This window comes from Lacisediminimonas profundi (genome assembly GCF_008831265.1).
Taxonomy (GTDB): Bacteria; Pseudomonadota; Gammaproteobacteria; order Burkholderiales; family Burkholderiaceae_D; genus Lacisediminimonas; species Lacisediminimonas profundi.
In genome coordinates this window covers 167,004-190,245 of sequence record NZ_VTTH01000006.1, presented here as the reverse complement: position 1 = coordinate 190,245, position 23,242 = coordinate 167,004, and the positions used below count along the sequence as shown (strand labels likewise).

Annotated in this window: 20 protein-coding genes; 3 read left to right on the top strand and 17 right to left on the bottom strand. The window is 59.5% G+C overall.

Features of this window, described 5'->3' with window-relative positions:
• Position 1: 1 nt before the first annotated feature.
• From FVE66_RS17215 to FVE66_RS17140, 15 genes are all read right to left on the bottom strand, one after another.
• Positions 2-658, bottom strand: coding sequence for a 3-hydroxyacyl-CoA dehydrogenase family protein (locus FVE66_RS17215; RefSeq protein ID WP_151448705.1), 657 nt, complete (start codon positions 656-658; stop codon positions 2-4).
• A gap of 3 nt (positions 659-661) precedes the next feature.
• On the bottom strand, positions 662-1,537 hold the full coding sequence (locus FVE66_RS17210) for a 3-hydroxyacyl-CoA dehydrogenase family protein (RefSeq protein ID WP_151448704.1): 876 nt from the start codon (positions 1,535-1,537) through the stop codon (positions 662-664).
• Positions 1,538-1,544: 7 nt separating this feature from the next.
• Complete coding sequence (locus FVE66_RS17205; protein ID WP_151448703.1) at positions 1,545-2,711, bottom strand: acyl-CoA dehydrogenase family protein; 1,167 nt, start codon at positions 2,709-2,711, stop codon at positions 1,545-1,547.
• Positions 2,712-2,747: 36 nt separating this feature from the next.
• The gene (locus tag FVE66_RS17200; protein ID WP_151448702.1) at positions 2,748-3,491 is read right to left on the bottom strand and encodes an SDR family NAD(P)-dependent oxidoreductase; all 744 of its coding nucleotides are present in this window, start codon (positions 3,489-3,491) and stop codon (positions 2,748-2,750) included.
• Between the two features lie 4 nt (positions 3,492-3,495).
• Positions 3,496-4,263 (bottom strand): enoyl-CoA hydratase/isomerase family protein, encoded by a 768-nt coding sequence (locus FVE66_RS17195; RefSeq protein ID WP_151448701.1) that lies wholly within the window; start codon positions 4,261-4,263, stop codon positions 3,496-3,498.
• 2 nt (positions 4,264-4,265) lie between these two features.
• Entirely contained in the window at positions 4,266-5,948 is a 1,683-nt protein-coding gene (locus FVE66_RS17190; protein WP_151448700.1) for a class I adenylate-forming enzyme family protein, read from the bottom strand.
• Positions 5,949-5,970: 22 nt separating this feature from the next.
• Positions 5,971-6,756 carry an enoyl-CoA hydratase-related protein gene (locus tag FVE66_RS17185; RefSeq protein WP_151448349.1) on the bottom strand — a complete coding sequence of 262 codons (786 nt, stop codon included), beginning with the start codon at positions 6,754-6,756 and terminating at the stop codon, positions 5,971-5,973.
• Positions 6,757-6,800: 44 nt separating this feature from the next.
• Positions 6,801-8,030, bottom strand: coding sequence for a CaiB/BaiF CoA transferase family protein (locus tag FVE66_RS17180; RefSeq protein ID WP_151448699.1), 1,230 nt, complete (start codon positions 8,028-8,030; stop codon positions 6,801-6,803).
• A 350-nt stretch (positions 8,031-8,380) separates the two neighbouring features.
• Positions 8,381-9,580, bottom strand: a complete 1,200-nt coding sequence (locus FVE66_RS17175) for an ABC transporter substrate-binding protein (RefSeq protein WP_151448698.1) — start codon at positions 9,578-9,580, stop codon at positions 8,381-8,383.
• Positions 9,581-10,191: 611 nt separating this feature from the next.
• A complete protein-coding gene (locus FVE66_RS17170; RefSeq protein WP_241673256.1) occupies positions 10,192-11,529 on the bottom strand; it encodes a DUF262 domain-containing protein in 1,338 nt (445 codons plus the stop codon).
• Positions 11,530-11,999: 470 nt separating this feature from the next.
• Positions 12,000-13,037, bottom strand: coding sequence for a DUF7146 domain-containing protein (locus tag FVE66_RS17165; protein ID WP_161993326.1), 1,038 nt, complete (start codon positions 13,035-13,037; stop codon positions 12,000-12,002).
• A 177-nt stretch (positions 13,038-13,214) separates the two neighbouring features.
• Positions 13,215-13,685 (bottom strand): YdaU family protein, encoded by a 471-nt coding sequence (locus FVE66_RS17160; protein WP_151448696.1) that lies wholly within the window; start codon positions 13,683-13,685, stop codon positions 13,215-13,217.
• 689 nt (positions 13,686-14,374) lie between these two features.
• Positions 14,375-15,073, bottom strand: coding sequence for a hypothetical protein (locus tag FVE66_RS17150; protein WP_151448695.1), 699 nt, complete (start codon positions 15,071-15,073; stop codon positions 14,375-14,377).
• A 38-nt stretch (positions 15,074-15,111) separates the two neighbouring features.
• Complete coding sequence (locus FVE66_RS17145) at positions 15,112-16,407, bottom strand: tyrosine-type recombinase/integrase (RefSeq protein WP_151448694.1); 1,296 nt, start codon at positions 16,405-16,407, stop codon at positions 15,112-15,114.
• A 295-nt stretch (positions 16,408-16,702) separates the two neighbouring features.
• Positions 16,703-17,629 (bottom strand): LysR family transcriptional regulator, encoded by a 927-nt coding sequence (locus FVE66_RS17140; RefSeq protein WP_151448693.1) that lies wholly within the window; start codon positions 17,627-17,629, stop codon positions 16,703-16,705.
• A 162-nt stretch (positions 17,630-17,791) separates the two neighbouring features.
• Here FVE66_RS17140 and FVE66_RS17135 point away from each other — a divergent pair, with 162 nt between their 5' ends.
• Together FVE66_RS17135 and FVE66_RS17130 are read left to right on the top strand one after the other, a co-directional pair.
• A complete protein-coding gene (locus tag FVE66_RS17135) occupies positions 17,792-18,829 on the top strand; it encodes a cupin domain-containing protein (RefSeq protein WP_151448692.1) in 1,038 nt (345 codons plus the stop codon).
• A 32-nt stretch (positions 18,830-18,861) separates the two neighbouring features.
• Complete coding sequence (locus tag FVE66_RS17130) at positions 18,862-19,566, top strand: fumarylacetoacetate hydrolase family protein (RefSeq protein WP_206668784.1); 705 nt, start codon at positions 18,862-18,864, stop codon at positions 19,564-19,566.
• Between the two features lie 103 nt (positions 19,567-19,669).
• Here the strand turns inward: FVE66_RS17130 and FVE66_RS17125 are convergent, their stop codons facing one another.
• Positions 19,670-20,680 (bottom strand): tripartite tricarboxylate transporter substrate binding protein, encoded by a 1,011-nt coding sequence (locus FVE66_RS17125; RefSeq protein ID WP_151448690.1) that lies wholly within the window; start codon positions 20,678-20,680, stop codon positions 19,670-19,672.
• A gap of 108 nt (positions 20,681-20,788) precedes the next feature.
• A complete protein-coding gene (locus FVE66_RS17120; RefSeq protein ID WP_151448689.1) occupies positions 20,789-21,976 on the bottom strand; it encodes an FAD-dependent monooxygenase in 1,188 nt (395 codons plus the stop codon).
• 131 nt (positions 21,977-22,107) lie between these two features.
• Between FVE66_RS17120 and FVE66_RS17115 the strand changes: the two genes are divergently transcribed.
• Positions 22,108-23,034 carry a LysR family transcriptional regulator gene (locus FVE66_RS17115; RefSeq protein WP_151448688.1) on the top strand — a complete coding sequence of 309 codons (927 nt, stop codon included), beginning with the start codon at positions 22,108-22,110 and terminating at the stop codon, positions 23,032-23,034.
• Positions 23,035-23,242 lie beyond the last annotated feature (208 nt).

Sequence of the window (23,242 nt, the reverse complement as noted above, 5' to 3'; positions counted from 1 at the left end):
GTCAAGCCTTTCTGTCCGGCGCGCGGGCCTTGGCCACGCGGGCCCGGCGTGCGGGCGCATAGGGCGACTCGCCATAGGCGTCGAACAGCGCGCTGGTGACGTCGAAATGATGTTCAAGCCCGGTCCGCTCCAACAGGGAAATCGGCCCTTCCGGATAGCCGAGGCCCAGGCGAAGCGTCAGGTCCATGTCGTCCGCGCTCGCCAGGCCTTCGTCCAGGCGACGCAGCGCGGCATTGTAGTAAGGGCGTACAAGACGGTCGATGATTCGTCCCTGGAAATCAAAGCACACAGCGACCTTCAGCCCGGCCGCTTCAAGCACTTCTTTGGCGGCCGCAATCGCGGGCTCGGCCGTGTTGGGCTGGCGTACCAGTTCGATCAGATTGGAAGGATCGCCATTCCCCAGCCGGAATCGGTTGAAGCCGAGCACATTGGATCCTTCATTGCCGCGGCTTTCCCCGGTGTGCACGCCCAGGCATTCGTTGCCCAGTTCAATCAGGATTGCTGCTTTCTTGTCCGCATTTGCAACAGTCGAAAGCGCCTCGCCTGCCTTGGCGCCCAACAGGATGACAAGCGCTCCCTCTGCCGACTTCCCGTCCAGCAGAGCATGCGGCGCCGGAAAGGAACGGCCGTTGCCGGTATCGATAATTGAATATTTCATTGATCAGCCTCCGAACATGGCATTGCCTTGATATGTGTAAAAGCCGCGTCCCGACTTCCGTCCGAGATGGCCGGCAGCGATCATGCGCTTGACCAGCGGCGGACATGCCGCGCGCGGCTCGTGAGTCACGCCATACAGCGCTTCGCACAGCAAGAGTTGAGTATCGAGTCCGATCAGGTCCAGCAATTCGAGCGGCCCCATCGGGTAGCCCAATCCTTCCTTGATCGCACGATCGATGTCGGCGGGTTCGGCTACGCCGGCTTCGACCAGCCGGATCGCATCGTTGTTGTAGGGCACCAGGAAATAATTCAGGATGAAACCGGGATTGTCCTTGGTCTTGACCGGACGCTGGCCCATGGCTTCGCATGCAGCCCATGCCTTGCTGAAGGTTTCTTCAGACGTATTCAAGCCCGGCGACATCTCGACCAGCTTCATCAACTGAGCCGGCAGGCAGAAGTGCATGCCGACAAAGCGGTCATCGCGGCCGGAACCACCCGCAATTTCCGTAATCGACAGGGTCGAGGTGTTGGACGCGAAAATGGTATGTGCGGGGCACACTTCATTGAGCTTGCCGAACAGGTCGTGCTTGACGCGCAGGTCTTCGAATACGGCATCGATCACCAGGTCGCAGGCAGCGAGGTCCGACAGGTTCGTGGTACCGACCAGATTGGCCATGATAGTGGCGACCTGCTCCTCGGTCAGCTTTCCGCGCTGCACCGATTTTGCGAAGAAATCCGCTGTCTGCTTGCGCGAGCGGTCCAGCGCATCCTGCCGTGTGTCGTATACGACGGTGCGAAAGCCGGCGCGTGCTGCGACGATCGCGATGCCGGCGCCCATGGTGCCGCTGCCGGCTACGCCGATGGTTTTGATATCACTCATTGCGTCCTCATTTAGTCAAGAAACTGCGGCCAATCAGCTGGCGGTGGACCTGGTTGGTACCTTCCCAGATCTGTGTGATCTTGGCGTCGCGCATGAGCCGCTCGACACGAAAATCACTGCAATAGCCATAGCCGCCGAACAGCTGCACCACATCGGTGGTGATGCGCATGGCGATATCCGAGGCGCGCATCTTCAGCATCGAGGCTTCGATGCCGAAATCGGTGCCGCCGCCGTCGATCACTTTTGCCATGCGCCACAACCAGCCCTCGCACATCGCCAGGTCAGTCGCCATGTCGGCCAGCATGAACTGGATGCCCTGGAATTCGACGATCTTGCGGCCGGACTGCTTGCGTTCGTTGATGTAGGCGATCCCATCCTCGAACGCCGCGCGGGCGATGCCCAGCGCATGCGCTGCAACGCTCGGACGCGACTTGTTCAGGGATGCAAACAGGAGACGCAAGCCGTCGCCCGGATTGCACAGCAGGTTCGCGCGCGGCACGCGGCAGTTGTCGAACGAAATGGTGGCCGTGCTCGATGCGCGATGGCCCATCTTGTCTTCCTTGCGCACCACCGACAGGCCGGGCGTTCCCTTTTCCAGCACCAGCGCCGTGATGGCGTTCTTGGGGTCGTCGATCTCGCTCCATTTTCCGAACAGCAGATAAAGGTCCGCGACATCGCCGTTGGTAATGAAGGTCTTGCCGCCATTGATGACGATATCGTCGCCATCGGGCGTGAAGCGGGTGCGCATGCCGGTCGCATCGGATCCGGCGTTCGGCTCCGTGATCGCGAGCGACACCAGCCCGCCTTCGGCCACGCGCGGCAGGAAGCGGCTCTTCTGTTCATGCGTGCCAAAGTCGATCACCGGCTTGATCGCGTGGAAATTGGTGGCCCAGATGATTCCCGTCGAGGCGCAGGCCTTGGTGATTTCGCGCACGCATTCCAGGTAGACGGTATAGGACAAGGCGGCGCCGCCGTATTCCTCGGGAATGAACATCGCGTTCAAGCCCAGGTTGTTGATCGCCTTTACATTCTCCCAGGGGAACTCGCCAGTTTTGTCGTGGTGTTCAGCCCGCTTCGCGATTTCGCCGCGCGCGAGCACGCGCACGCTTTCGACCAGGAGCTTCTCGTCGTCGGATAATTCAATGGCCGCATCCAGCCGTTCAAAAATGTTCAAATGCTTGCCTCTTCAATCAGGAGTCGGGACCTTGGTTCAGTGCGCGATTGCATGCGCGCCGTCGATGTAAATCGTTTCGCCGGTCAGGAATGGGGAATCGATCGTGAACAGTGCAACTACCAGCTTGGCGACGTCTTCCGCCGTCCCGGGTTTGCGCCCGGGGATACGCTTTTCCAGAAATTCCTTCAACGGACCTTCCATGCTCTCCTTGTTCAGGTCGGTCGAGATGTATCCCGGCGCAATATCCATCACGCGAATGCCTTTGCTGGCCCATTCCACGCCCAGGCAGCGCGTAATGGCGCCCACGGCGGCTTTCGACGCGCAGTACGCCAGGTTGCGCTTGACGCCCATCTTGTCGAAGAATGATCCGATGTTGACGATCAGGCCGCCCCCCGCCGCGAGCAGGTGCGGATAGGCGTTCTGGCAGCCGAGGAATACCGAGGTTGCGTTAGTCGCGAAGACGGTTTCGTAGTCCTCCAGCGAGAAGCGGTCGCTCGGCCCTTCCAGGTGCACGCCGGCATTGTTGACCACCCCGACGACCGGCTTGCCCAGCGCAGCGGCCTGCGCAAACGCGGCGCGCATGCTCTCGGGTTTGGTCACATCGCAGGCAATGGCGACGCAGCGGGCGAGAGCCTCGCTGTCCGCACTGCTTGCTGGTGGCAGTTCTGCGCGGCGCGTCAGGCAGGCAATGGTGTAACCCTGCCGGGCCAGATGGATGGCGATCGACGCGCCGATGCCGCGGCTTGCGCCGGTTACGATGATGGTGCCTTTTGTCGTCATGTTGTTACCGGTCCTGAAAGCTGGGTTTGCGTTTTTCCAGGAAGGCCGTCATGCCTTCGGCGGCGTCCGCCGTCTGGTACGCCAGGGTCGAGAGGTCCGCTTCGATCTTGAGGCCTTCGGCAAGCGAGGTCTGCAAGGAGCGATGGACGGCACCGCGGGCATGGCGCAGCGATGCCAGGCTGTGGCAGGTGAATTCGCGCGCGAAGCTCATTCCCGCTTCGACCGGATCGCCTTCCACCAGGCGATTGACCAAGCCCATTTGCAGCGCTTCGTCGGCGCGCACCGTGCGACCGGTCAGGATCATTTCCATTGCGCGGGCTTCGCCGATCAGGCGCGACAAGCGCTGGGTGCCGCCATAGCCGGGAATCAGTCCCAGCTTGATCTCCGGCAGGCCCACCTTGGCATTTGCCGAGGCAAGTCGGAAGGTGCACGACAACGCAAGCTCGAGACCGCCGCCGAACGCGAAGCCGTTGATGATCGCAACCGATGGTATCGGCAGCGACTGCAGTGACGAGAACACGCCCTGGCCGAGCTCAATGCCGCGTTTGTGCGTTTCGGCAGGCTGGTTCATCAGTTCAGTGATGTCCGCCCCGGCGCAGAATGCCTTCGCACCGGCGCCCGTGACCAGCAGCGCCCGCGCATCCGAGCGGGCAACTTCATCGAGGCGCGCCCCGATGTCGCGGATCAGCGAAAAGCTCAGCGCGTTCAGCGCTTCCGGTCGATCGATTGTCAGGACTGCGAATTCTTCCTTGAAGGAGAGCGTGATAGGCATGTTTATTTGACCTCTGTTGAAGATGCTTGGGCGGGCGCTTTCCAGCGCACCGGCGCGGGGGCGATGCGGCCCAGCCTGACCCACTCGACCAGCTCGCGCTTGAGGATCTTGCCGCTGGGCGTAAGCGGAAACTGTTCGAGCACGATGAAGTATTCCGGCATGTCGAATTTCGACAAGCCCGATTCGTTCAGATGCTCGAGCAAGGCGTACGCTTCGGGTGCGCCAGCCTCATTGGCGATCACCGCCAGGCACACCCTTTCCCCCAGGCGATCGTCGGCGACGGGGAAGGCGGCCGCCTTCAGTATCGCCGGATGGGTGAGGGCATGGTTCTCGATCGTGGCCGGATGGATGTTGTGGCCGCCCCGGATGATCAGGTCCTTCTTGCGCCCCATGATCTGCAGGCAGCCATTGGCATCCAGCACGCCGAGATCGCCGCTCAAGAACCAGCCGTGTGCGTTGAAGGAAGTTTCCGTGGCGCGCTGGTTGTCAAAGTAGCCGAGCATCAGGCAGCCGCCCCGGCCGGCGATTTCGCCGACTTCGCCGGGCGCCGCCTCGATGTCGGGATTTTCGGCATTCCAGATCCGGACATCGTACGCATTGCAGGCGCGGCCGCAGGTCTGGACTATTGTCTGCTCGTCGTCTTCCGGCAGTGTGTACTGGTGCGATCCGTTTTCCGTCATGCCATAGACGTTCTGCGGCAGGATGCCGCGCGAAATGAAGGCTTGCGCCGTTTCGGTGGGGATGGGTGCGCCGGCCATGTAGAACACCTTGACCTTGCCCAGCTGCTCCATGCCGCGCTGGTTCATCTCGGCCAGGATGTCCATCGCGTGCGTCGGCACGCCCATCACGTAGGTCGCCCCGGTTTCCAGGATCCAGTCGATTGGCCGCATGCCCGCTGGCGGGTCGTTGAGCACCAGCTCGAAGCCAGCGGCCAGCATTTGCTCCAGCGCCACCGTGCCGATGTGGTGGCTGATGGGACTCAAGGTGAGCAGGACGGTGCCCTCGTCGTGCCGCCAGTCCCTGACCATCGCGCGGCCGTTGGCCAACAGCGTGTTATCGCTATGCATGACGGCCTTGGGCGTGCCAGTGGTGCCGGAGGTGAATGCCAGATAGACCACCTTGTCCGGATTGTTGTCGGCTGCGGATGTGGGCCGCTTTCCGTTCGGCTGCGGGAAGGTGGCCGGTGTGCTGGCCGGCGTGTTGTGCGGGGCAAGCCAGCACACCCGGCGCAGTGTTCCGACCGCGCCGATCTGCTCGGCGACGCCTGGCCGATTCGCATCCGCGCCGTATCCGGTCTGGCCGAAAAACGCCTCGCACTGGATTCGCTCGAGTAACTGCACGATCTCAGTAACCGTGTAGTTCTGGTGCAAGGAGGGATTGCAGATATACCCGTTGCGCGAGCAGGCCAGGAACACCAGCAGCGCCTCGATCCGGTTGGGCAGCCATATGGACACGCGCGAGCCCCTGCGCAAACCTGCTTGTTCGAGGTCGGCTGCGACCGCGTCGGTCCATTCGAGCAATTGGGCCCAGGTCAGCCGCAGGACGCTGTCGCGCATGGCGAAAGCGTCCTGCTGAATTTCGGCGTGACGCTTCAGGAGCGAGTAGAACGTGTCATCCTGCCAAACGCCGGCGGCATAATACGAACGTGCTTGTTGCGGGTCCTGCAGGGTAAGAATGGTGTTCATTCCTTCGATCCGATTCGCGCGTTCAGTGGCCGAACTTCGATGCGTCCGGAGTGCGCTTCTCGGCAAATGATTTCGCCAGTTCCTTGGACTCGTCCGTATCGAGATTGAGACGCAACAGCAGATCGTGCGACATGCGCGACATTCCGCCGACACCGCCGTGGCGGACACCGAATGCAGCCTTGATCGAGGCCAGCGCGAACGCGCCGCGATTGGCGAGTTCGAGCGCCATCTCCCGGGTTGCGGCCTGGAGTTGATCGTCCGGCACAACCTTGTTGATCAGGCCCATTGCGAGCGCATCCGCGGCAGTCATTTTCGGATTGAGCATCCAGATTTCCTTCGCCTTCTTCTTGCCGACCAGGTCTTCGAGGTACCAGGTGCCGTAGCCGGCGTCGAAGCTTCCCATCATCGGACCGACCTGGCGGAAAATTGCGCTCTCCTTGGCAATCGTCAGGTCGCACACGACGTGCAGCACATGACCGCCACCCACCGAGAATCCATTGACCGACGCAATCACGGGTTTTTGCAGGCGATCTATGCTTTCGTACATGTCCAGGACAGGTAGTACACCTGCATAGAGGTTGGTGTCCTCCATGTCGGTCTTCTCGCCGCCGATGCAAAAGAATTTGTCCCCGGCTCCGGTGATGACGATCACTCGTGTGCGCGTTTCGCGGCGAATGTCATTGATGCAGTCTCGGATTTCGTGGCACATGGTGGCATTGAACATGTTCCCATTGGCCGGGCGATTCAAAGTAATGGTCCCGATCGGTCCGTCTTCTTCGTAGATGATCGTTTCGAATTGTCGTGTCATGGATGTGTCTCCGGATAGTTGAAATGGTAAGGGCAGGGGCTTGGTCAGAGCAGGCCGGAATTATCGAGTTCCCGCACTCGCTCATCGCCCCAGCAAAGCCATGATGAGAATACCGCATGATTGTCTTCTCCAAGGCGCGGAGGAGCTTTGCGGTAGACCCGGTTGTTACGGTTGAACTGGATGCCCAAGCCGACCTGGGGGACGGCGGTGCCGTTGCGCTGCGCGGAAAACAGGAGGCCGCGTTCCCGCAGTGTGGGGTCGTCGGCGACTTCATCCAGGCGATTGATCGGTCCGGCCGGGATGCGCGCCTTCGCGAACATCGTCAGCCAGTGGTTTCTCGGGTGCAGCAGCAGGGTCGCCTGGATTTCGCGCACGATTTCCTCGCGCACCGCGCGCCGTCCGACATTATCGGCGAAGCGGGGATCCGAACCCATGTCCGGGCGGCCGATGGTTTCGCAAAAACGCTGCCAGATATTGTCGTTGCCAAGGCCCAGGGTAAGCGGGTTGTCGGCGGTGTTGAATGTCTGGTAGATCGCAATCACGCTGTCCTTGCCGCCGGAACGGCGCGGCTGTTCTCCCGAGCCAAGGTAGGGGACGATGCGCGGCGCCATGAAGCGGGTCATGCTTTCCACCATCGAGACGTCGATTTCGTGTCCTTCTCCGGTACGGTTGCGCCGGATCAGCGCTGCCATCGTGGCGAGCGCCGCGTCAGATCCCGCCAGCATGTCCGCTGCAGGCGTGCCGATCTTCTGGGGATCATTGGCAATCTCGCCAGTAAGGTCCATGACACCGCTGTAGCCCTCGGCGATCAGGTCATAACACGGCTGGTTGCTGTTTGCGCCGGTCAGGCCAAAGCCGCTGATGGAGACGTGGACAAGCTTCGGATTGATCGCCTTGACGGTCTGGTAATCGACGCCGAGCTTTTCCTGGCTGCGCGCGACCTGGTTCACAACGAGGACATCCGCTACGGCGATTAATGCATGCAGCACCTCCAATCCTGCTGGATTCGAGTAGTCGAGCGTGATGCTTTCCTTGTTGCGGTTGACGCTCAGGAACCAGAGCGACTCGCCGTCGAGGAACGGCGGACCCCACGACCTGGCATCGTCGCCGCGGCCAGGTCGTTCGACCTTGACCACCGAGGCGCCGAGATCCGCAAGCAAGAGCGTCGCATAGGGGCCGGCGACCGATGTGGTGAGATCAAGGACGCGTATGCCGTCGAGCAGCTGGAGTGGCTCTCCCGGTCCCGGTGGCGGTAATTTATCAGCAGGTAGCATGGAATAGAGGTGGCTGGTGTGTGGATCCTGCACGCAACTCAGCAACATTTATGCCTGTTTTTCGCACGGTTGATTCCTGATTGCGCCGTATCGGGGGCCGTATCGCTCTGGCGCCCGACCTTAGCCCCGGGGCTGCGCTCGCCGTTTGATGGGTTTTGCCCACGACGCGCGGCCGACCCGCCGGGGAGAGCTGTATTTTTGATAGACAGTCGATCGGGCTATACTATTTTCAGAATAGGCACCATATATTTGGAGAGCGTCTCCGGGCGAACTGTCGGCAATAGATGCATCGTCGGGCCCAGTGTTCACCGCATGGGGCTGCAGTCGCATCGCAGCCCCATGCCGTGACTTTACTTCAGCGGACAGGTGTTTTCGCTCAGTGGCTGGAACGCTTGCTCGCCGGGTATCACACGCTTGATCTTGATGATGTCCCATTCTCCCTTCGACTCCGACGGCTTCTTGGCTTCGGCCAGGTACATGTCATGCACCATGCGGCCGTTCGCCCGGATCTTGCCGCCCTTGGCGAAAAAGTCGTTGATCTCGGTCGCCTTCATTGTCTTCATCACTACATCGGCGTTGTCGGTGCCGGTGGCCTGGATCGACTTCAGATAGTGCATTGTTGCTGAGTAGGCGCCAGCCTGGATCATGGTCGGCATGTACTTGGTCTCGGCATAAAAGCGCTTGGCCCAGGCACGGGTCTCGTCGTTGTAGTCCCAGTAAAAACCGGTGGTGAACAGGAGGCCCTGCGCCGCCTGCAGCCCCAGTCCTTTGATGTCAGCATCGAACACCAGCAAGGTAGCCAGTTTTTGCGGACCCTTGGTCAGTCCGAACTCGGCCGCCTGACGCACCGAGTTCTGCATGTCCTTGCCCGCGTTGGCCAGGCCGACGACCTTGGCTTTCGAAGCCTGCGCCTGCACCAGGTAGGAAGAGAAGTCGGAGTCGGAAAGCGGATGGCGGATCGCGCCTACCACCTTGCCACCCAACTCTTTCACGACCTTGACGGTATCCCGTTCAAGCGAGTGACCAAACGCATAGTCCGCGGTAATGAAGAACCAACTGTCGCCGCCTTCCTGCGTGATCGCGCGACCGGTGCCGGTAGCAAGCGCGTACGTGTCATACACGTAGTGGATGCCGTAAGGCGAGCATTCCTTGTTGGTCAGCGCAGTCGATGCGGAACCGGCGAAGATCATCACGCGCTTTTTGTCCGCGCCGAGTTTTTGCATCGCGATAGCAGCGGCCGAATCGGTCGATTCGATGATCATGTCGACCTTGTCGCGATCGATCCACTCGCGTGCTTTGGACATGGCGACGTCGACCTTGTTCTGATAGTCGGCATTGACCATCTGGATCGGCTTTCCGTTGACCTTGCCACCAAAATCCTTGATTGCCATTTCGACGGCTTTTACCGCGCCCGGGCCACCGTTGGTCGAATAGACACCGGTCTTGTCGACGATGACCCCGATTTTGACGATATCGTCAGATATCTGGGCAAGTGCGCATCCGGGAAGAATGGATGCGGCGACAAGCGCAGCGCGTAAGGTGTGCTTCATTGATGCTCCTCTTTAGTTATTGTGATAAGCATGTTGGTGAATGCATGTCAAGATCCTGAATTCCGGACCCGCTTCTCCCCAAATCATCCCGCCGGCACTGTCGTCCTCATGGAAAACCGACGGTGGACATAGCCCGCAGCAAATTCCATTCCATGCGCAGTACGGCCTGAATCCATGTTATGGGCTGGTTTCCTCGGTCGGAATGGGGATTTGGCAGAGGATAGTGTCTGCCGTGCGAGCACAATGTCTTTTCTATCGATTCGTGTGTACGGGATGTGACATCCTAATTTCCGCCGTCATCTGCCTAGGGGGCGGTGCAATTGGTCTGTACGATCAGCACCTGAAGTCGCGTCGGTACGGATTTATGCAAGCACGTTTGTGGTTACGCGGGGTGCGCTTTTAACGTAGGTGGCGCCTTCCCCGATCCCAGATTTATCAGAATGCGTAACTATTTGTATCGTGGGGTGCCGGACGGGCGCGCATCAGTGGCTGAGTCACGTCCAAACGCGCGGGTGATGCGGCGCCGTTCCGCGTGGCGCCCAACGAAACCTCTGTAGGCATCAGACATCGCCGCTGATTCATTTGAATCCGGCATGCTGGCCGGCCCCCATTCAAACGTCGATAGGCGTCGTCTTCCAGACGTCTTTCGCAAGCGCGACCAGCACACCATGCCGCTTCTCGATGGATGCGGCGTTCCACGTCGGGAACGCTTCCAGCTTCGCGTTGATCCGCGAGATGGACGTGTTTTTCCCAACGTCGGTCAGCGCCACCAGACTACGGGTTAAGTAGTTGGCGCTCTTGCGGTATTCAACCTGCTTGGCCGTGTAGAAGTCATTGCCCGCAACGATATTGATGGGCTTCTCCAGTAAGGCCAGGTTGCCCAGCCGGTTCTTGTAGTCGTCGTAGACAAAACCCGGGTTCTCGGCGGCCCACTTACCGCGCAGATCGTCCTCTGGCTTGTTGGGCAAGATGTGCTCAATTTCCAAATTGGTGAACGGTTCTAGGTTGCCAGGCGTCTTCAGCCCGCTGAAGGCCATCTCGACGTGCTGGGTCAGCCGCGCCAGAAGGTAACGTGTCCGGTACTGCTGCATCGAATACAAGGTGAAGCGCTTGAGGGCATCGGCCAGTTCCTGCAACTTACCTGCCATGTTCTTCTCGAAGCGGTCAGTGACGAAGGCGTTGAGCTGCGCCTTTTGTTTCATCGAATCGCTGACCTCGGCAATCGCGCGCAGCTCGTCGGCCCATTGGGAAAAGCTACGCTCCAAATCCTTGGTCGGCGTCTTGGTGAAGATGTAGTAAAAGAGGAAGCTCTCCAGCTGCGCAACGAAATGGTCAAATAGTGGCTTCGGGAAATTCGCGGCAGCCAGCAGCAGGACATAGTGCAAACTAAAGGCGCCGCCGGCCAACCGCTTGAGGCTGTCCATTGCGAGGCTAGGCTTTCCATCGTTGCCCATCCCGTTGGCGAAGGCCAGGTAGTGCTCGACGTTTCGAATCACCTTGCGGACGAACTCGAACGGCTTGTTCGCATAATCGCACAACGCCGCGTTGTCCTTGGCCACGAACCAGTCGTAGATTTCGTCCTCGCGCACCACCGAGTCACCGCGCTCGTTCTTGATGACGTAGTTGGCCATCAGGAAGTAGCGAAGGAAGCGGAGCGGCTTTTCCTTCTCTTTCTCCAGTGGCTTGGTTATCTTTTTCCACTCATCCTTGAGTTGGGTGAACTGGGTCTGCTTGACCTGCGTGAATAGCAGGTTCTTGAGCAAATCCATCGGGTTCAAACCCACGCCGCGCTCATTGATGGTCTCGAAAATTTTCAGCGCGCTACTGACGTCTGTGGAGATCTGAATGAACACCACGTTGTTGGCCAGATAGCCCCAATACTTCTTCAGCTTTGCGACGTTGCGCGCGTGGATAAAATGGCGTAGCGATTTGCATAGCGGTTCGTCCATAGCGCCGGTTGCGCAGCACTTCGTGCGCAACTTGCTTGCGTAACTTGCGTAACTTGCGTAACTTACTTGCGTAACTTGCGCAAATTTCTTGCGCAAGATGCGACACTTTTCGAGCAATCTGAGTGCAATGAGGAAAGATTGAGTTTCCACAATGACGGATCAAGCACGGCACCAACTGCGTCAGGTCCTCCTTCGTCGTTGGGATGAGTGCAATTCAAATTGTCATTGGGCGCCCTCTGCCTCTCTCAAGAAGGCTCGACTCATTTGGCCCGAGGTACCAATGTTCCGTCAAGGTGCAACCTCCAGCCATTGCGGCTAGCTTTGTAATCCACGGTTTCCGTCCGGAATGCCTTCGGGGCTACCACGAAGGTAGTGCATTGTTTGTCTCACCGGATCGCAGAATTTTCTTACGCCTACGCGCGCGAGGCTGACGAGTAGATGGTCGCTAAAACCGCGAATGTATCGAGAGCTTATTCCTTACGGCTCATTCCAAGATCGGCCCAATCCTTGCCTTCCATACCAGGAATCTGGACCTCTACGCGCAACCCGTGACTTAGCAACCGTCTCGCCAGTACAAAGGCGGCCGCCTGCCCTGTGTAGTTGGCATCATTGTCGCCTGCTATGAGTACCAGCTTAACGCCAACTGGGGGCTCCCAATTCTGCAAAAGTCCGGCACTGGTCGCCGCCCAGACCGGCACATCAAACCTGAGAGACGCAGCGAGAGCGGTTTCAATCCCCTCCGCTATACCAATACAATTTTGCGTGACAGCAAGCCTCACAGCAGCACGACTGAGCGCCTTTCCGGGCATGATTTTCTTTGGATTCGGCACAGGGGCCTTATCACCGGCGTCGGTCAAATATGTCCGATGGATCGTAACTCCGTTCCCATCCGGATCGCGGAGCAGCGCCAGCATCGCGGGAAACTCGCCCTGATCCTTGCCGTCCTCGGCACGATACCGGAGGCTTGGGTGGAACCGGATATCCATGGGAGCCTTTTTTATTCCAGTTCGAGCGTTCAGGTACCTCCAAACCGGGTCGCCATGAGCCACCTCCCGACTGTCGGTCCATACCTTTCGCAGAGCCCACACCTTATGCACTTCGGAGCGTTCAGCCTCGACTGCTCCCGCCGGGACCGCCTCTATGACGCCGTCTACCGCTTTCGCTGCTTTGTCGAAAGCCCATCCCTTAAAATATCGGAGGAGCGTAAAGCCGTCCCCGCTCCCGCATTGATTGCAGAACCAGGTGCCAAGCCCGTTCTTATCGTCAAACCGGAACCTGTCCTTGCCACCGCACATTGGACAGGGACCGTGCCTGTACCGCAAGAAACGCGCCTCTACGCCAAGTGCTTCGAGAATGCCCGGCCAACGCCCCCTCGCGAGGTCTGCTGTTCTCCGCCTATGCAGGTGCATTGAGTGCCTCCTTGCCCATCGATAGACGCTGTATATGCCGTATACCGCGGGTTGCCTCTGAACGGGTTTCGAACGGATATTCATGAACGTCAGGCCCATCCAATCGACCATTTCCGCGAATCTGATCTCCTGGCTGGCTGGGGTTAGGGGTTACTGTATTTATCTGGCTATGGCTATGGATTGGTTCACACACCGTTGCACTCTCGGTGCACGGTTCGTGCTGATTTCGTGCTACGGTTAGCATTAGATTTGTGCAATCTTCGACGTAGTGAGGGATCATGATGGACGGGCTCCCGTATCGTATTGCTTGCACGTCTCCCCCGCCCTTTTTAGCCTCCGCTTTTCCTCCCTATCGATGGCAATTTCTCGGTTTTTTTCAGCAATCGCGGCTGCACTTAGGATCTCCAGCAAAGCCCGAATATTGATGAGGCCGCTGCCGTCCCACTCAGCCGCGACCTTTTTATATCTGGACTGCGCCTCCTGACTATCGAGTTTGAGCCATTCGTAGATTGTGTCTAGATCCGGGGGAAGCGACCTCCAGAAACGGATACATACCGCATCAATTGCCGCGCGATCACCAGCGCTCTCTCCCCGGAGGAGCCGATATAGCGATTTCTTTTCAGCGGGTAGCGGTTTGCCGATGCCGTAGAAATGATCCAGCATCAAGCGATATGCACCATGTTCAGAGAGGCTCAGATCGCCGGTCGAACGGCCGTAATCGCCGATATAGTGCTTGTAGAAGTTCATTCATTCACCGCCCAATAAGAGCGGCAATTTTGGACTCGCCGAGGTGTTGCTGAACGCTCGTATTGATCGCCACCCCCTTCAGACGCGTCGACCACGCCGCCGACATTTCGCAGCGGGAAAATCAGATAACCTAACTTTCTATGGTGCTGAATTTGGGAGGTGCGCCGGCAAGAGATCGCCAGCCACGAACTATCCTGAGACTCGATCTTCCGCAGGCCGATCACGTCCCCACCCCTAGCATCCGGACCCACTTCCCGGCGGGTATTCCTTTCTGCAGGCATGGTCATTGAGTGCCACCGGTCAGTAGGCGCCTAAGTTCCACCACCGGCCATGCTAGGCGGCCATTGATGCGGATCGGGCGTATAGGACCGTTTTCAAGGCAGGCCCAAATGCGTAGTGTCTGCGACTTTCTTGTCAGGTGAAACGCAGCGCAGGCAGTCTCAACGTGGCTGCGAGTTTCCTGCTCAATTGAAAGAAATTGCGGACTAGTTTTCAAACCTGCGGACTCGGTAACGGTCGCCTGTCGTGGGGGTGGGGTACCTGTTGTCGCGGCCGCAGAGGCCGCAAGAAAGAGTTTAGGGGCATTCATTTCGTATCACCTTTGTTGATTGGGGTGATACGAAATATATGCATCAGTTCTAATTTAGAAAACAGACCCTCCGGCTAGTCTCCGGGGCCTTCCGCCTGGATTACGGAACCTTCCGTTTTTTCTGAAAATTTTTCCATTCGCCAATCCGCTTTCGTAAGTTCTCGGAGCAAAGTTCTCGCTGGTCGCCATTTGCATATTCATAAAATACACCACCAGCGGTAGAAGACATTAGCGGACCTTTCAGGTTTTTATCTTCGGAATCTGCCCTTTTTTTCAGCTCTTTCATAACAGGCATGGCAGTAATCTTCAAATTCCTGTCCTGAAGTTCATAGCAAACCTCCCAAATAATTTCAGTAATAGAATCGCCTCCGCTTGGCTGCTTTCGGCTTGGATTGCTGCGATTGGTGTGGGTGGCATGATTGGGTAGAGCAGAACTGGCTTCGCGCAAGCGCTTGTAGCAGTCAACCACGTAAGCAATTTGACCAGGGTAGGGGGCTTGCTGGACCAGCTTTCCGTAAAGGTTTGTCCATGCAACTAGGTCATAGAGCAAGACGGTTTTTTTGCCGTTTGTATTAACAACACTTAGCCGTCTCTCCGCGACCTCTTCGGCGATCAGATTTTGAATCCGCCGAGCGTGTTCATTTTCGATTTCGATATCTTTAAAAAAAATCCGCAGTGCATCACTGGGCCCGCCGGATGATGCTGCGGATGCTTTGGGCCTCGTTGATCTGATTATTCTATCGATCAGCTTTTCTAATGGGATCTCCAGCTCGTTAGCCTCTACTTTGACATTGAACATTTACGCCCTTACTCCTTTTAAAATTCCCCGGAATCTCATCAGGAATTAACTACCATCAGCCGGGATTGAGCCGGCACAAATTCGATTGCCGCTTGCTTCAGTACCCACACCTCTATCTTGTCGTGCCACATGCGTAGCAGGTCCAAGGGGCGGCGGCGGTAGTGCTTCTCAGCTAGGGCGCTAGGCTTGTGTCCCATGATTTGGGCGGCAATCCCGCTCGGCATCTCCACCCATTCGCACAATGTTCCGAAGGAGCGGCGCAAGCCATGAATTGAGATGTGGGGTAAACCCGCCCTGGCAATAGCCGCCATGTGCGCATAGCGCGGTTCGGCAATCCTTCCCCCTTTAGCGCTTAGGCTGCTGAATACCCATTCATTTCGGCGGGCAAGGGCGGATAGCAGGCTTGCGAGATAAGGCGGTAACGGAATAACCCGAATGCCGTCCACCTTGTCCCGGATTGTTAGGCTTCGCCATTGAAAGTCGACGTCTTCCCAGCGCAGGGCGGCCATTTCTTCCCGACGAGCCCCAGTAAGTAACAGGGCCTGCAGGTAGGCGCTTGCAATCGGGTTGCTAATGTTGCGAACGGATTCAAACCACACGGCCAACTGTTCCCGCTGCAGGCTGTCTCCTTCCTTGGTCTGGCTCTTGGGTAGCGCCTCCCGGACCTTCCGGGCGTTGTACACATCCGCGGGGATTAGCCCCTTGTAGTCCGCTGTATCCTCGGCCCAGCGGATGAAGGCCCTTAATAGGCGATAACTCAGTGCGGCGGCGGTGGGGCGGGTGGTGGCTTCCTTCTCCAGCCATCGAGAGATTTTTTCGGCGCTGAGGTCACTTAGCCTGATGGGGCGCAATGCCGCCAGCGGTCCGGGCGCAGTTTCACCTTTGCCGCGTTTCTTCTTCTCTCCACCAGCAGACGACAGGGCTACATGGTCCTCATAGTGTCCGTCGCTCCATTTCGAATGGCGGGCGATCAGGTATTCGGACCAAACGTCGGCAAAGGTCAGTTCCTTGCGCTTCGCTTCTATTTTTGCGTCTTCCCTTGCTGCTCGTTTGTCGGCCTCTTGCTGGCGCGGGTCGATGCCTTGGTCCGTCAGCGATTTCAGACGGGTTGCTTCCGCCTGCGCTTTGCCAATGGTCCAAGTCCGAACGTCTCCAATAGTGATGCGAAGGGTTTTGCCGTGCAGTCGCGATTCGAAGATGAAAGACTTTGCCCCGCTTGCCGTGGTTCGTAAGCCCAAGCCCGGAGCCTTGCCGTCCCAAAACAGGGTTTGTTGCTTGCCGGGCTCGCAGTTGAAGCTTGCTACTCTCTCGCTGGTAAAGTTCTCCCGCTTCATCGTTCGGACTCCGTGTAGGCACTGTGTAGGCACTGTGTAGGCAAATTATATCAACGCGGAGCAATGTTTCTGAATGATATTTCGAAGATGAAATTCCATAACTATATGAATTTAATTAAATATATAAAATATCGGAATCCACATCGACATAGGAAAATTGCCTGTCGCTTTGATTTGTAATCAGGGGGTGGCGGGTTCGAGTCCTGCAGCCGGCACCAAATGAATCAAGCAAAAAGCCCAGCCTTTCGGTTGGGCTTTTTGCTTTTCCAGGGCTTGTGCAGCCGCTACCCGGGTTTCAGCTGGCGTTGCGCACGGATCTCGCCGGCGGCGCCTCCTGCAGCAGCCCGGAAATCAATCCGCGCAGCCATTGGTTGCCCCGGTCACCGTGGAAGCGCTCATGCCAGTACTGCTTGATGTCATATTCGGGCAGAGGGAAGGGCACAGGAAAAACCCGGAACTGGCCGCGCTCTTGCAGTAGTTCGGCCAAGCGGGAAGGGATCGTGACCAGCAGTTCGGTGTTCTCCACCACGAAGCCGGCACCGAGGTAGTTCGGCAATTGCAGCGCGACCTTGCGCTTGATGCCGTGTCGCGCGATCTCGCGATCGAGGATCCACGGCGCCGGTCCCGATGCCGAGACCGCAGCATGCTCTTCATTCTCGAATTGCTTCAGCGTCAGCCGGCTTCTGATACGTGAATGGCTGGCGCCCACCATGCACACGAATTTCTGGTGAAACAGCAGTTGCTGGAAATAGCCGGCTTCCAGTTCCGGCATGTAACCGATCGCCAGGTCGGCCTGGCCGCTTTCCAGCAAACGTGCAGTGTCGGCCGCCAGCGGCAGCACGTCTATGGCCACGCCCGGCGCCGTGCCGCGCAGGCTTTCCCACAGTCGCGGCAGCAGGACCAGTTGGCTGATGTCGGCCATGCAGATGCGGAAGCGACGGTCGGAGCGGGTCGCATCGAAGCCGTCATGGTAGGAGAGCACCGACTGTAGTCCCTCCAGCACTTGCCGCACCGGGCCGATCAGGCCCTGCGCCAGCGCTGTCGGCTCCATGCCGGAAGATGTGCGCACGAACAGCTGGTCGTCATAGTGCTTGCGCAGCTTGGCCAGCGCCAGGCTGACTGTTGGTTGCGGCAGTTGCAGGTCGTCGGCCGCGCGGCTCACGCTGCGCATGTCGTAAATGCCGGCGAAAACAGCCAGCAGGCGGGTGTCGAAGGATTCCATGGGCTGCGACCATTATTCGATATTCGAATACGGTATATTAAACCCATGGACTTTACGGGGGGGGGCTCCAGGCCTACCATCTTTGCTCCATCGCCCAGATTGGCAGGATCGCGCGCACGCGCAGCCAGCCGGGGGCGCAACGACGACAAGGAGACGCACACCGTGCATGAACTCGGCCGACTCGAAGATTTGCCTGAAGACTACCGTTCCGCCCTTACCGAGCTGAACCTTGTGCCGCTGTGGCCCAGCCTGCGCTCGGTGCTGCCGCCCGGCAAACCGGCCGTGCGCACCAAGCCGACCTGCTGGCCCTACCAGACCCTGCGTCCGCTGCTGCTCAAGGCCGGCGAACTGACGCCGATGGAGAAAGCGGAGCGCCGCGTCCTGGTGCTGGCCAACCCTGGTCACGGGCTGGAGAAGATGCAGGCCAGTTCCACCATCTATCTCGGCATGCAGCTGCTGCTGCCGGGCGAGACTGCACCCAATCACCGTCATACGCCGAACGCGGTGCGCATGATCGTCGAAGGCGGCGGTGCCTACACCACGGTGAACGGCGAGAAATGCCCGATGGAGCGCGGCGACCTGATCCTGACGCCGACCGGCATGTGGCACGAGCATGGCCATGACGGCAGCGAGCCAGTGGTATGGCTCGATGTGCTCGACCTGCCGCTGGTGTACTACATGGAAGCGTCCTACGTGATGGAAGGCGGGCCGGAATTCGGCCATAGCGACGATAGCTCCGGTGCCTACCGGCGCGGCGGCGTGGCACCGTCACCCATGTTCGAGCGTAACAAGAGCGCGTTCCCGCTGCTGCGCTACCCATGGGCCGAAGTGCGTGCCGCCTTGCAGGCGCTGGCCGCCAGCGATGCCGCTATCGAATCGGTGCAGGTGTCCTACATCAATCCCGAGACCGGCGACGATTGCCAGAAGATCCTTGGCTACTCGGCCCTGATGCTGCGTCCCGGCGAGCGTTTGCAGTTGTCGGCTCGCTCCAGTTCCTGCGTGTTCCACCAGATCGAGGGCGGTGCCTCGGTCAGCGTGGACAATGCCGAATTCCGGCTGGGCGAAGCCGACACCTGCTGCATACCCGGCTACACCGCGGTCGTGCTTGAGAACCACTCATCCACCGAACCGGCCTATCTGTTCATTGCCGACGATGCACCTTTCCAGAAAAAGCTGGGCATGTACGAAGTCCGCAAATAGAACATCCACTCACCGATTGCCAAGGAACTATCTTGACTGCCAAATACCTGTTCACACCCGTGACTCCCTCGTTGCCGATTCGCGGCAGCGACGTCCGCTACCCCGTCACCCGCATCTTCTGCGTGGGACGCAACTACCACGCCCATGCCATCGAGATGGGCCGTCCGGTGGATAAGGCCAACGCCCGGCCGTTCTACTTCAACAAGGCAGCGTCCACCCTGGTCGAGTCGGGGGCAACGGTCGCCTATCCGCCGGGCACGGAGAACTACCAGTATGAAATGGAACTGGTCGTTGCAATCGGCAAGCCAGGGTTCCGCATCAAGGAAGCTGAAGCGCTGGACTACATCTATGGGTATGCAACCGGCCTGGACATGACTCGCCGCGACCTGCAACTGCTGTACCGCGACCAGGGCCGCCCATGGGATCTTGGCAAGGATTTCGAAGAGTCGGCCGTGTGTGGCGACATCGTTCCGGCCGCCCCGCTGGGCATGCTGTCGACCGGTAACATCGAACTTGCCGTCAACGGCGAGACCAAGCAGAAGGCGGACCTTGGCCAGCTGATCTGGAACATCCCGGAACTGCTGGCCGACCTGTCGCAGTACTATCACCTGCAACCGGGTGACCTGATCTTTACCGGTACGCCGGAAGGCGTGGGTCCGGTCAAGCCGGGCGACCGCATCACAGGTTCGGTCGCAGGTGTCGGCGACATCGTGCTGGATATCGCGCCGGCTGCCTGAGTTCTGGCCAATAAAAAAGCCGGCCCGCTGTCGATGCCAGGGGCCGGCTTGAAGTGCTGATGTCGCCTCGGGCCCGCTTTTTTGTGCGCGGGCCCCTGGCCGGTCAATCCGCCGTGATATTGGCCCGCTTGATCACATCCGCCCAGCGCTTGGCATCGGTGCGGATCAGGTTGCCCAACTTGTCCGCCGAACCGGGCGTCGCGGTCATGCCTTGCTTGTCGAGCGCTTCGCGAACGTCTGGCTGGGACAGGATCTGGTTGATTTCGGTATTCAGCCGGCTGACAACGGCCGGTGGCGTGCCGGCAGGTGCCAGTACGCCATACCAGAGATCAACCTCGGCACCCTTCACACCCTGTTCGGCAAATGTCGGCACTGCGGGCGCAGCTGCTGCACGTTTCTCCTGCGCGACGCCCAGCAGCACCAGCTTGCCGGTCTTTGCGTGTCCCAGCGCAGAATGCACCGGCAGCACCATTGCCTGCACCGAACCGCCGAGCAGGTCGGTGATGGCACCGGCCGAGCCCTTGTAGGGAACGTGCAGCATCTGGGTGCCGGTGTTGATTGTGAACAGCTCCATCGCCAGGTGTTGCGGCGTGCCGTTGCCGGGCGACGAGAAGCTGTACTTGCCCGGGTTCGCTTTCAGCAGATTGATGAACTCCTGCAGGTTGCGGGCAGGTACCGAGGGATTCACCGCCAGCGCCAGGGCGCCGACCGACGCCGGCGCGACTGGCACGAAGCTCTTCACCGGATCATAGGGAATGTTCTTGAACAGCGAGGCATTGGTGACGAAGGTATTGGCCGTCACCAACAGCGTGTGGCCATCGGGCGCCGCGCTGGCCGCGATGCCGGTGCCGATGTTGCCGCTGGCGCCAGGCTTGTTGTCCACGATCACCGGCTGGCCCAGGCGCTGCGCCAGTCGCGGCGACAAAGTGCGCGCCAGGTTGTCCATCCCGGTGCCGGGGGTGAACGGAACAATGATGGTGATCGGCTTGGACGGCCAGCTCTGTGCCAGGGCGGCGGGCGCAATGCCGGTCGCGGCGCAGGCGATTGCGCAGGCCGAGGCGATGAAGCGACGTCGTGCGGAAAAGGCGGGCTGTCGGGTGAAATGCTTGGACATGAAATATCTCCGTAATGGTGGTTCGGGCGCTCGGGCGCCCTGTCATGAATGCAGGAATTGATACGGCGAACCGGGCGCCGATGAGCGCCCTTGCCTGACCTGCCAGTCCTAGGGCAGCGGAACTGTCATCGGATCGTAACTGTACAGCCATTCCGAGCGCGACTTCGACAGGTTCTGCTCCTTGAACGCGCGCCGCATCTCTTCCACATCCTCGATGCGGTACAGGGTGCGGGCATCGGTCGAGCCGTTGACGATGCGCGTTGTGCGCTCGATGCGGTTGCGCTGGTAACGCTGCAGCGCAGCGGGCGCCGCATCGCCTGAATCCAGGCAGCGCGCCAGCACTGCCGCGTCTTCGATTGCCATCACGCCGCCGGAGGCCATGTAAGGCAGGGTCGGATGGGCGGCGTCGCCCAGCAGGGTGGCGCGGTGCGTGCTCCAGTTCGACACGGGGGCGCGGTTGTTCAGCGCCCAGCGGTAGCAGCTGTCCTTGTCGATCGCGTCGATCACGGTTTGTATGGTCGGATGCCAGCCGGCATAGTCTGCCTTCAGTTCTTCCCAAGGGCGCTTGGTGGTCCAGGACTCTTCCTCGCCGCGCTCCTGCTCGACGCAGCCGACGAAATTGAACAGGGTCCCGGAACGCAGGTAATACACCACGGCATGCTTCTTCGGCCCGCACCAGACGGTCGATACCACGTCCATGATATTGGCCGGCAGGCGCGAGACGGGTATCACTGCCCGCCATGCGATATCGCCGGTGTAGACCGGCTGGTCAGGGCCCACGATCTGGGTCCGGATGGCCGATTTGATGCCGTCCGCGCCAACCAGCACATCGCCTTCCACGCGGGAGCCGTCCGCCAGTTTCAAGGTCACGCCGGTATCGGTTTCCTCGAAGCCTTCGGCACGCGCATTCAGGCGGATGCAGTCCGCATCCAGCGAGCGAACCTTGTTGGCCAGGATGTCATGCAGGTCGGCGCGATGAATGTGGAAGTAGGGCGCGCCGAAGGCTGCTTCATGGGTTTCGCCGAGCGGGATGCGATGCATCAGCTCGGCTGTGTCGAAGCGGCGGAATTCGAAAGCCTTGGGCTTGACCGCTACCTTTGCGATCTCTGGCACCAGCCCGAGCGAATCCAGCACCTTGACTGCGTTCGCGCTGTTCTGGATGCCGGCGCCGACCTCACCCAGCGTCGCTGCCTGTTCCAGTACCTGTACCCTGAATCCGCGCGACAACAGGCAGGCAGCTGCCGTCAGTCCGCCGATGCCAGCGCCAGCGATGATGATTTTTCCGTCCTTGCTCATTTTTTACCTGTCCTCACTTGGCGATCCTTGCGCGCGGCCATCGCTGCGCGAAGACGGCATTAAACAGCGGCCCCGATCATTTGGGAAATTTAGATATCATATCAAGGTATAAAATTTGGAAATGACTAGCCATGAATGTATCTACCCGCCAGTTGCGCGCCTTCCTGCTGATTGCGCGGCTGCGCAATTTCACCCGGGCCGCCGAGATGCTGCATATGACGCAGGCCGGCCTATCCATCATGGTGCGCGAGATGGAAACCCAGCTTGGCCACCGCCTGTTTGACCGTACCACACGCGGCGTCACGCTGACCGCTGCCGGAGAGAAGCTGCTGCCGGTCGCTGCCAGCGCCATTGAAGGGCTGGATTCGGTTGCCGGGCAGATCGGTGACATGGCGGAAAAGGCGCGCGCCACCTTGCGCGTGGCTGCCACGCCGCTGGTGTCGGCCAACCTGCTACCCCTTGCCTGCGCCAGCTTCCGGGCCAGCCATCCCGAGGTCACGGTGCGGCTGGTCGACACCGATATTGCCGAAGTCGGCCGGCTGGTGGAAAACGGCGAGGCGGACATCGGGCTCGGCTTCTTCTTCCAGTCGGTGAAGGGCATCGAGAGATCGCTGCTTTATTCCTTTCCACTGATGCGGGTCTCGCCGCTCGGCGCCCGCCGCCGGCCGGCTGCTGCGGCCGACGTGCCTTCAGTGCCGTGGTCGGCACTGAAGGACGACATCCTGATCGGTTTGCCGCCGGACAACCCGATCCAGCGCATGGTGGAGAAAGAGTTGGTGCATATCGGTCGCGGCAATGAGGAAAGGCTGGTCTTCAATCATTTCGATACCCTGATTGCCATGGTGGAGGCGGGAATGGGCAGCGTGGTGATCCCGTCGTTCGCGATGGTGGCCTGCCGCCGCCACCGGGTGCGCACCGAGCTGTTGTCGGATCCCGCGGTCAAGGCCGGCTTCCACCAGATCGCCCGGCGCGGCACGGGCCGGGCCTACCATGCGGCCGAGTTCACGGAGACCCTGGCCGGCCTGCTGCCCAACATGCTGGCCGGCATGGAGCAGTAAGTCATTGCCTGCGCGTGGATGGGAAAGGCGAGGGCCGGGCTGGCCCTGGTTCCTCAATGCCTTGATCTGCCCGGCAGGCACAGTCATATCTGAATATTATGAATTCATATGATATCTAAAATTCTAAAATGCATTCATCTGATATCTAATACCGTCGAAACGATCCTGCCGCACTTCATCAAGGACGCTTGCACGGCATAGCAGGAAC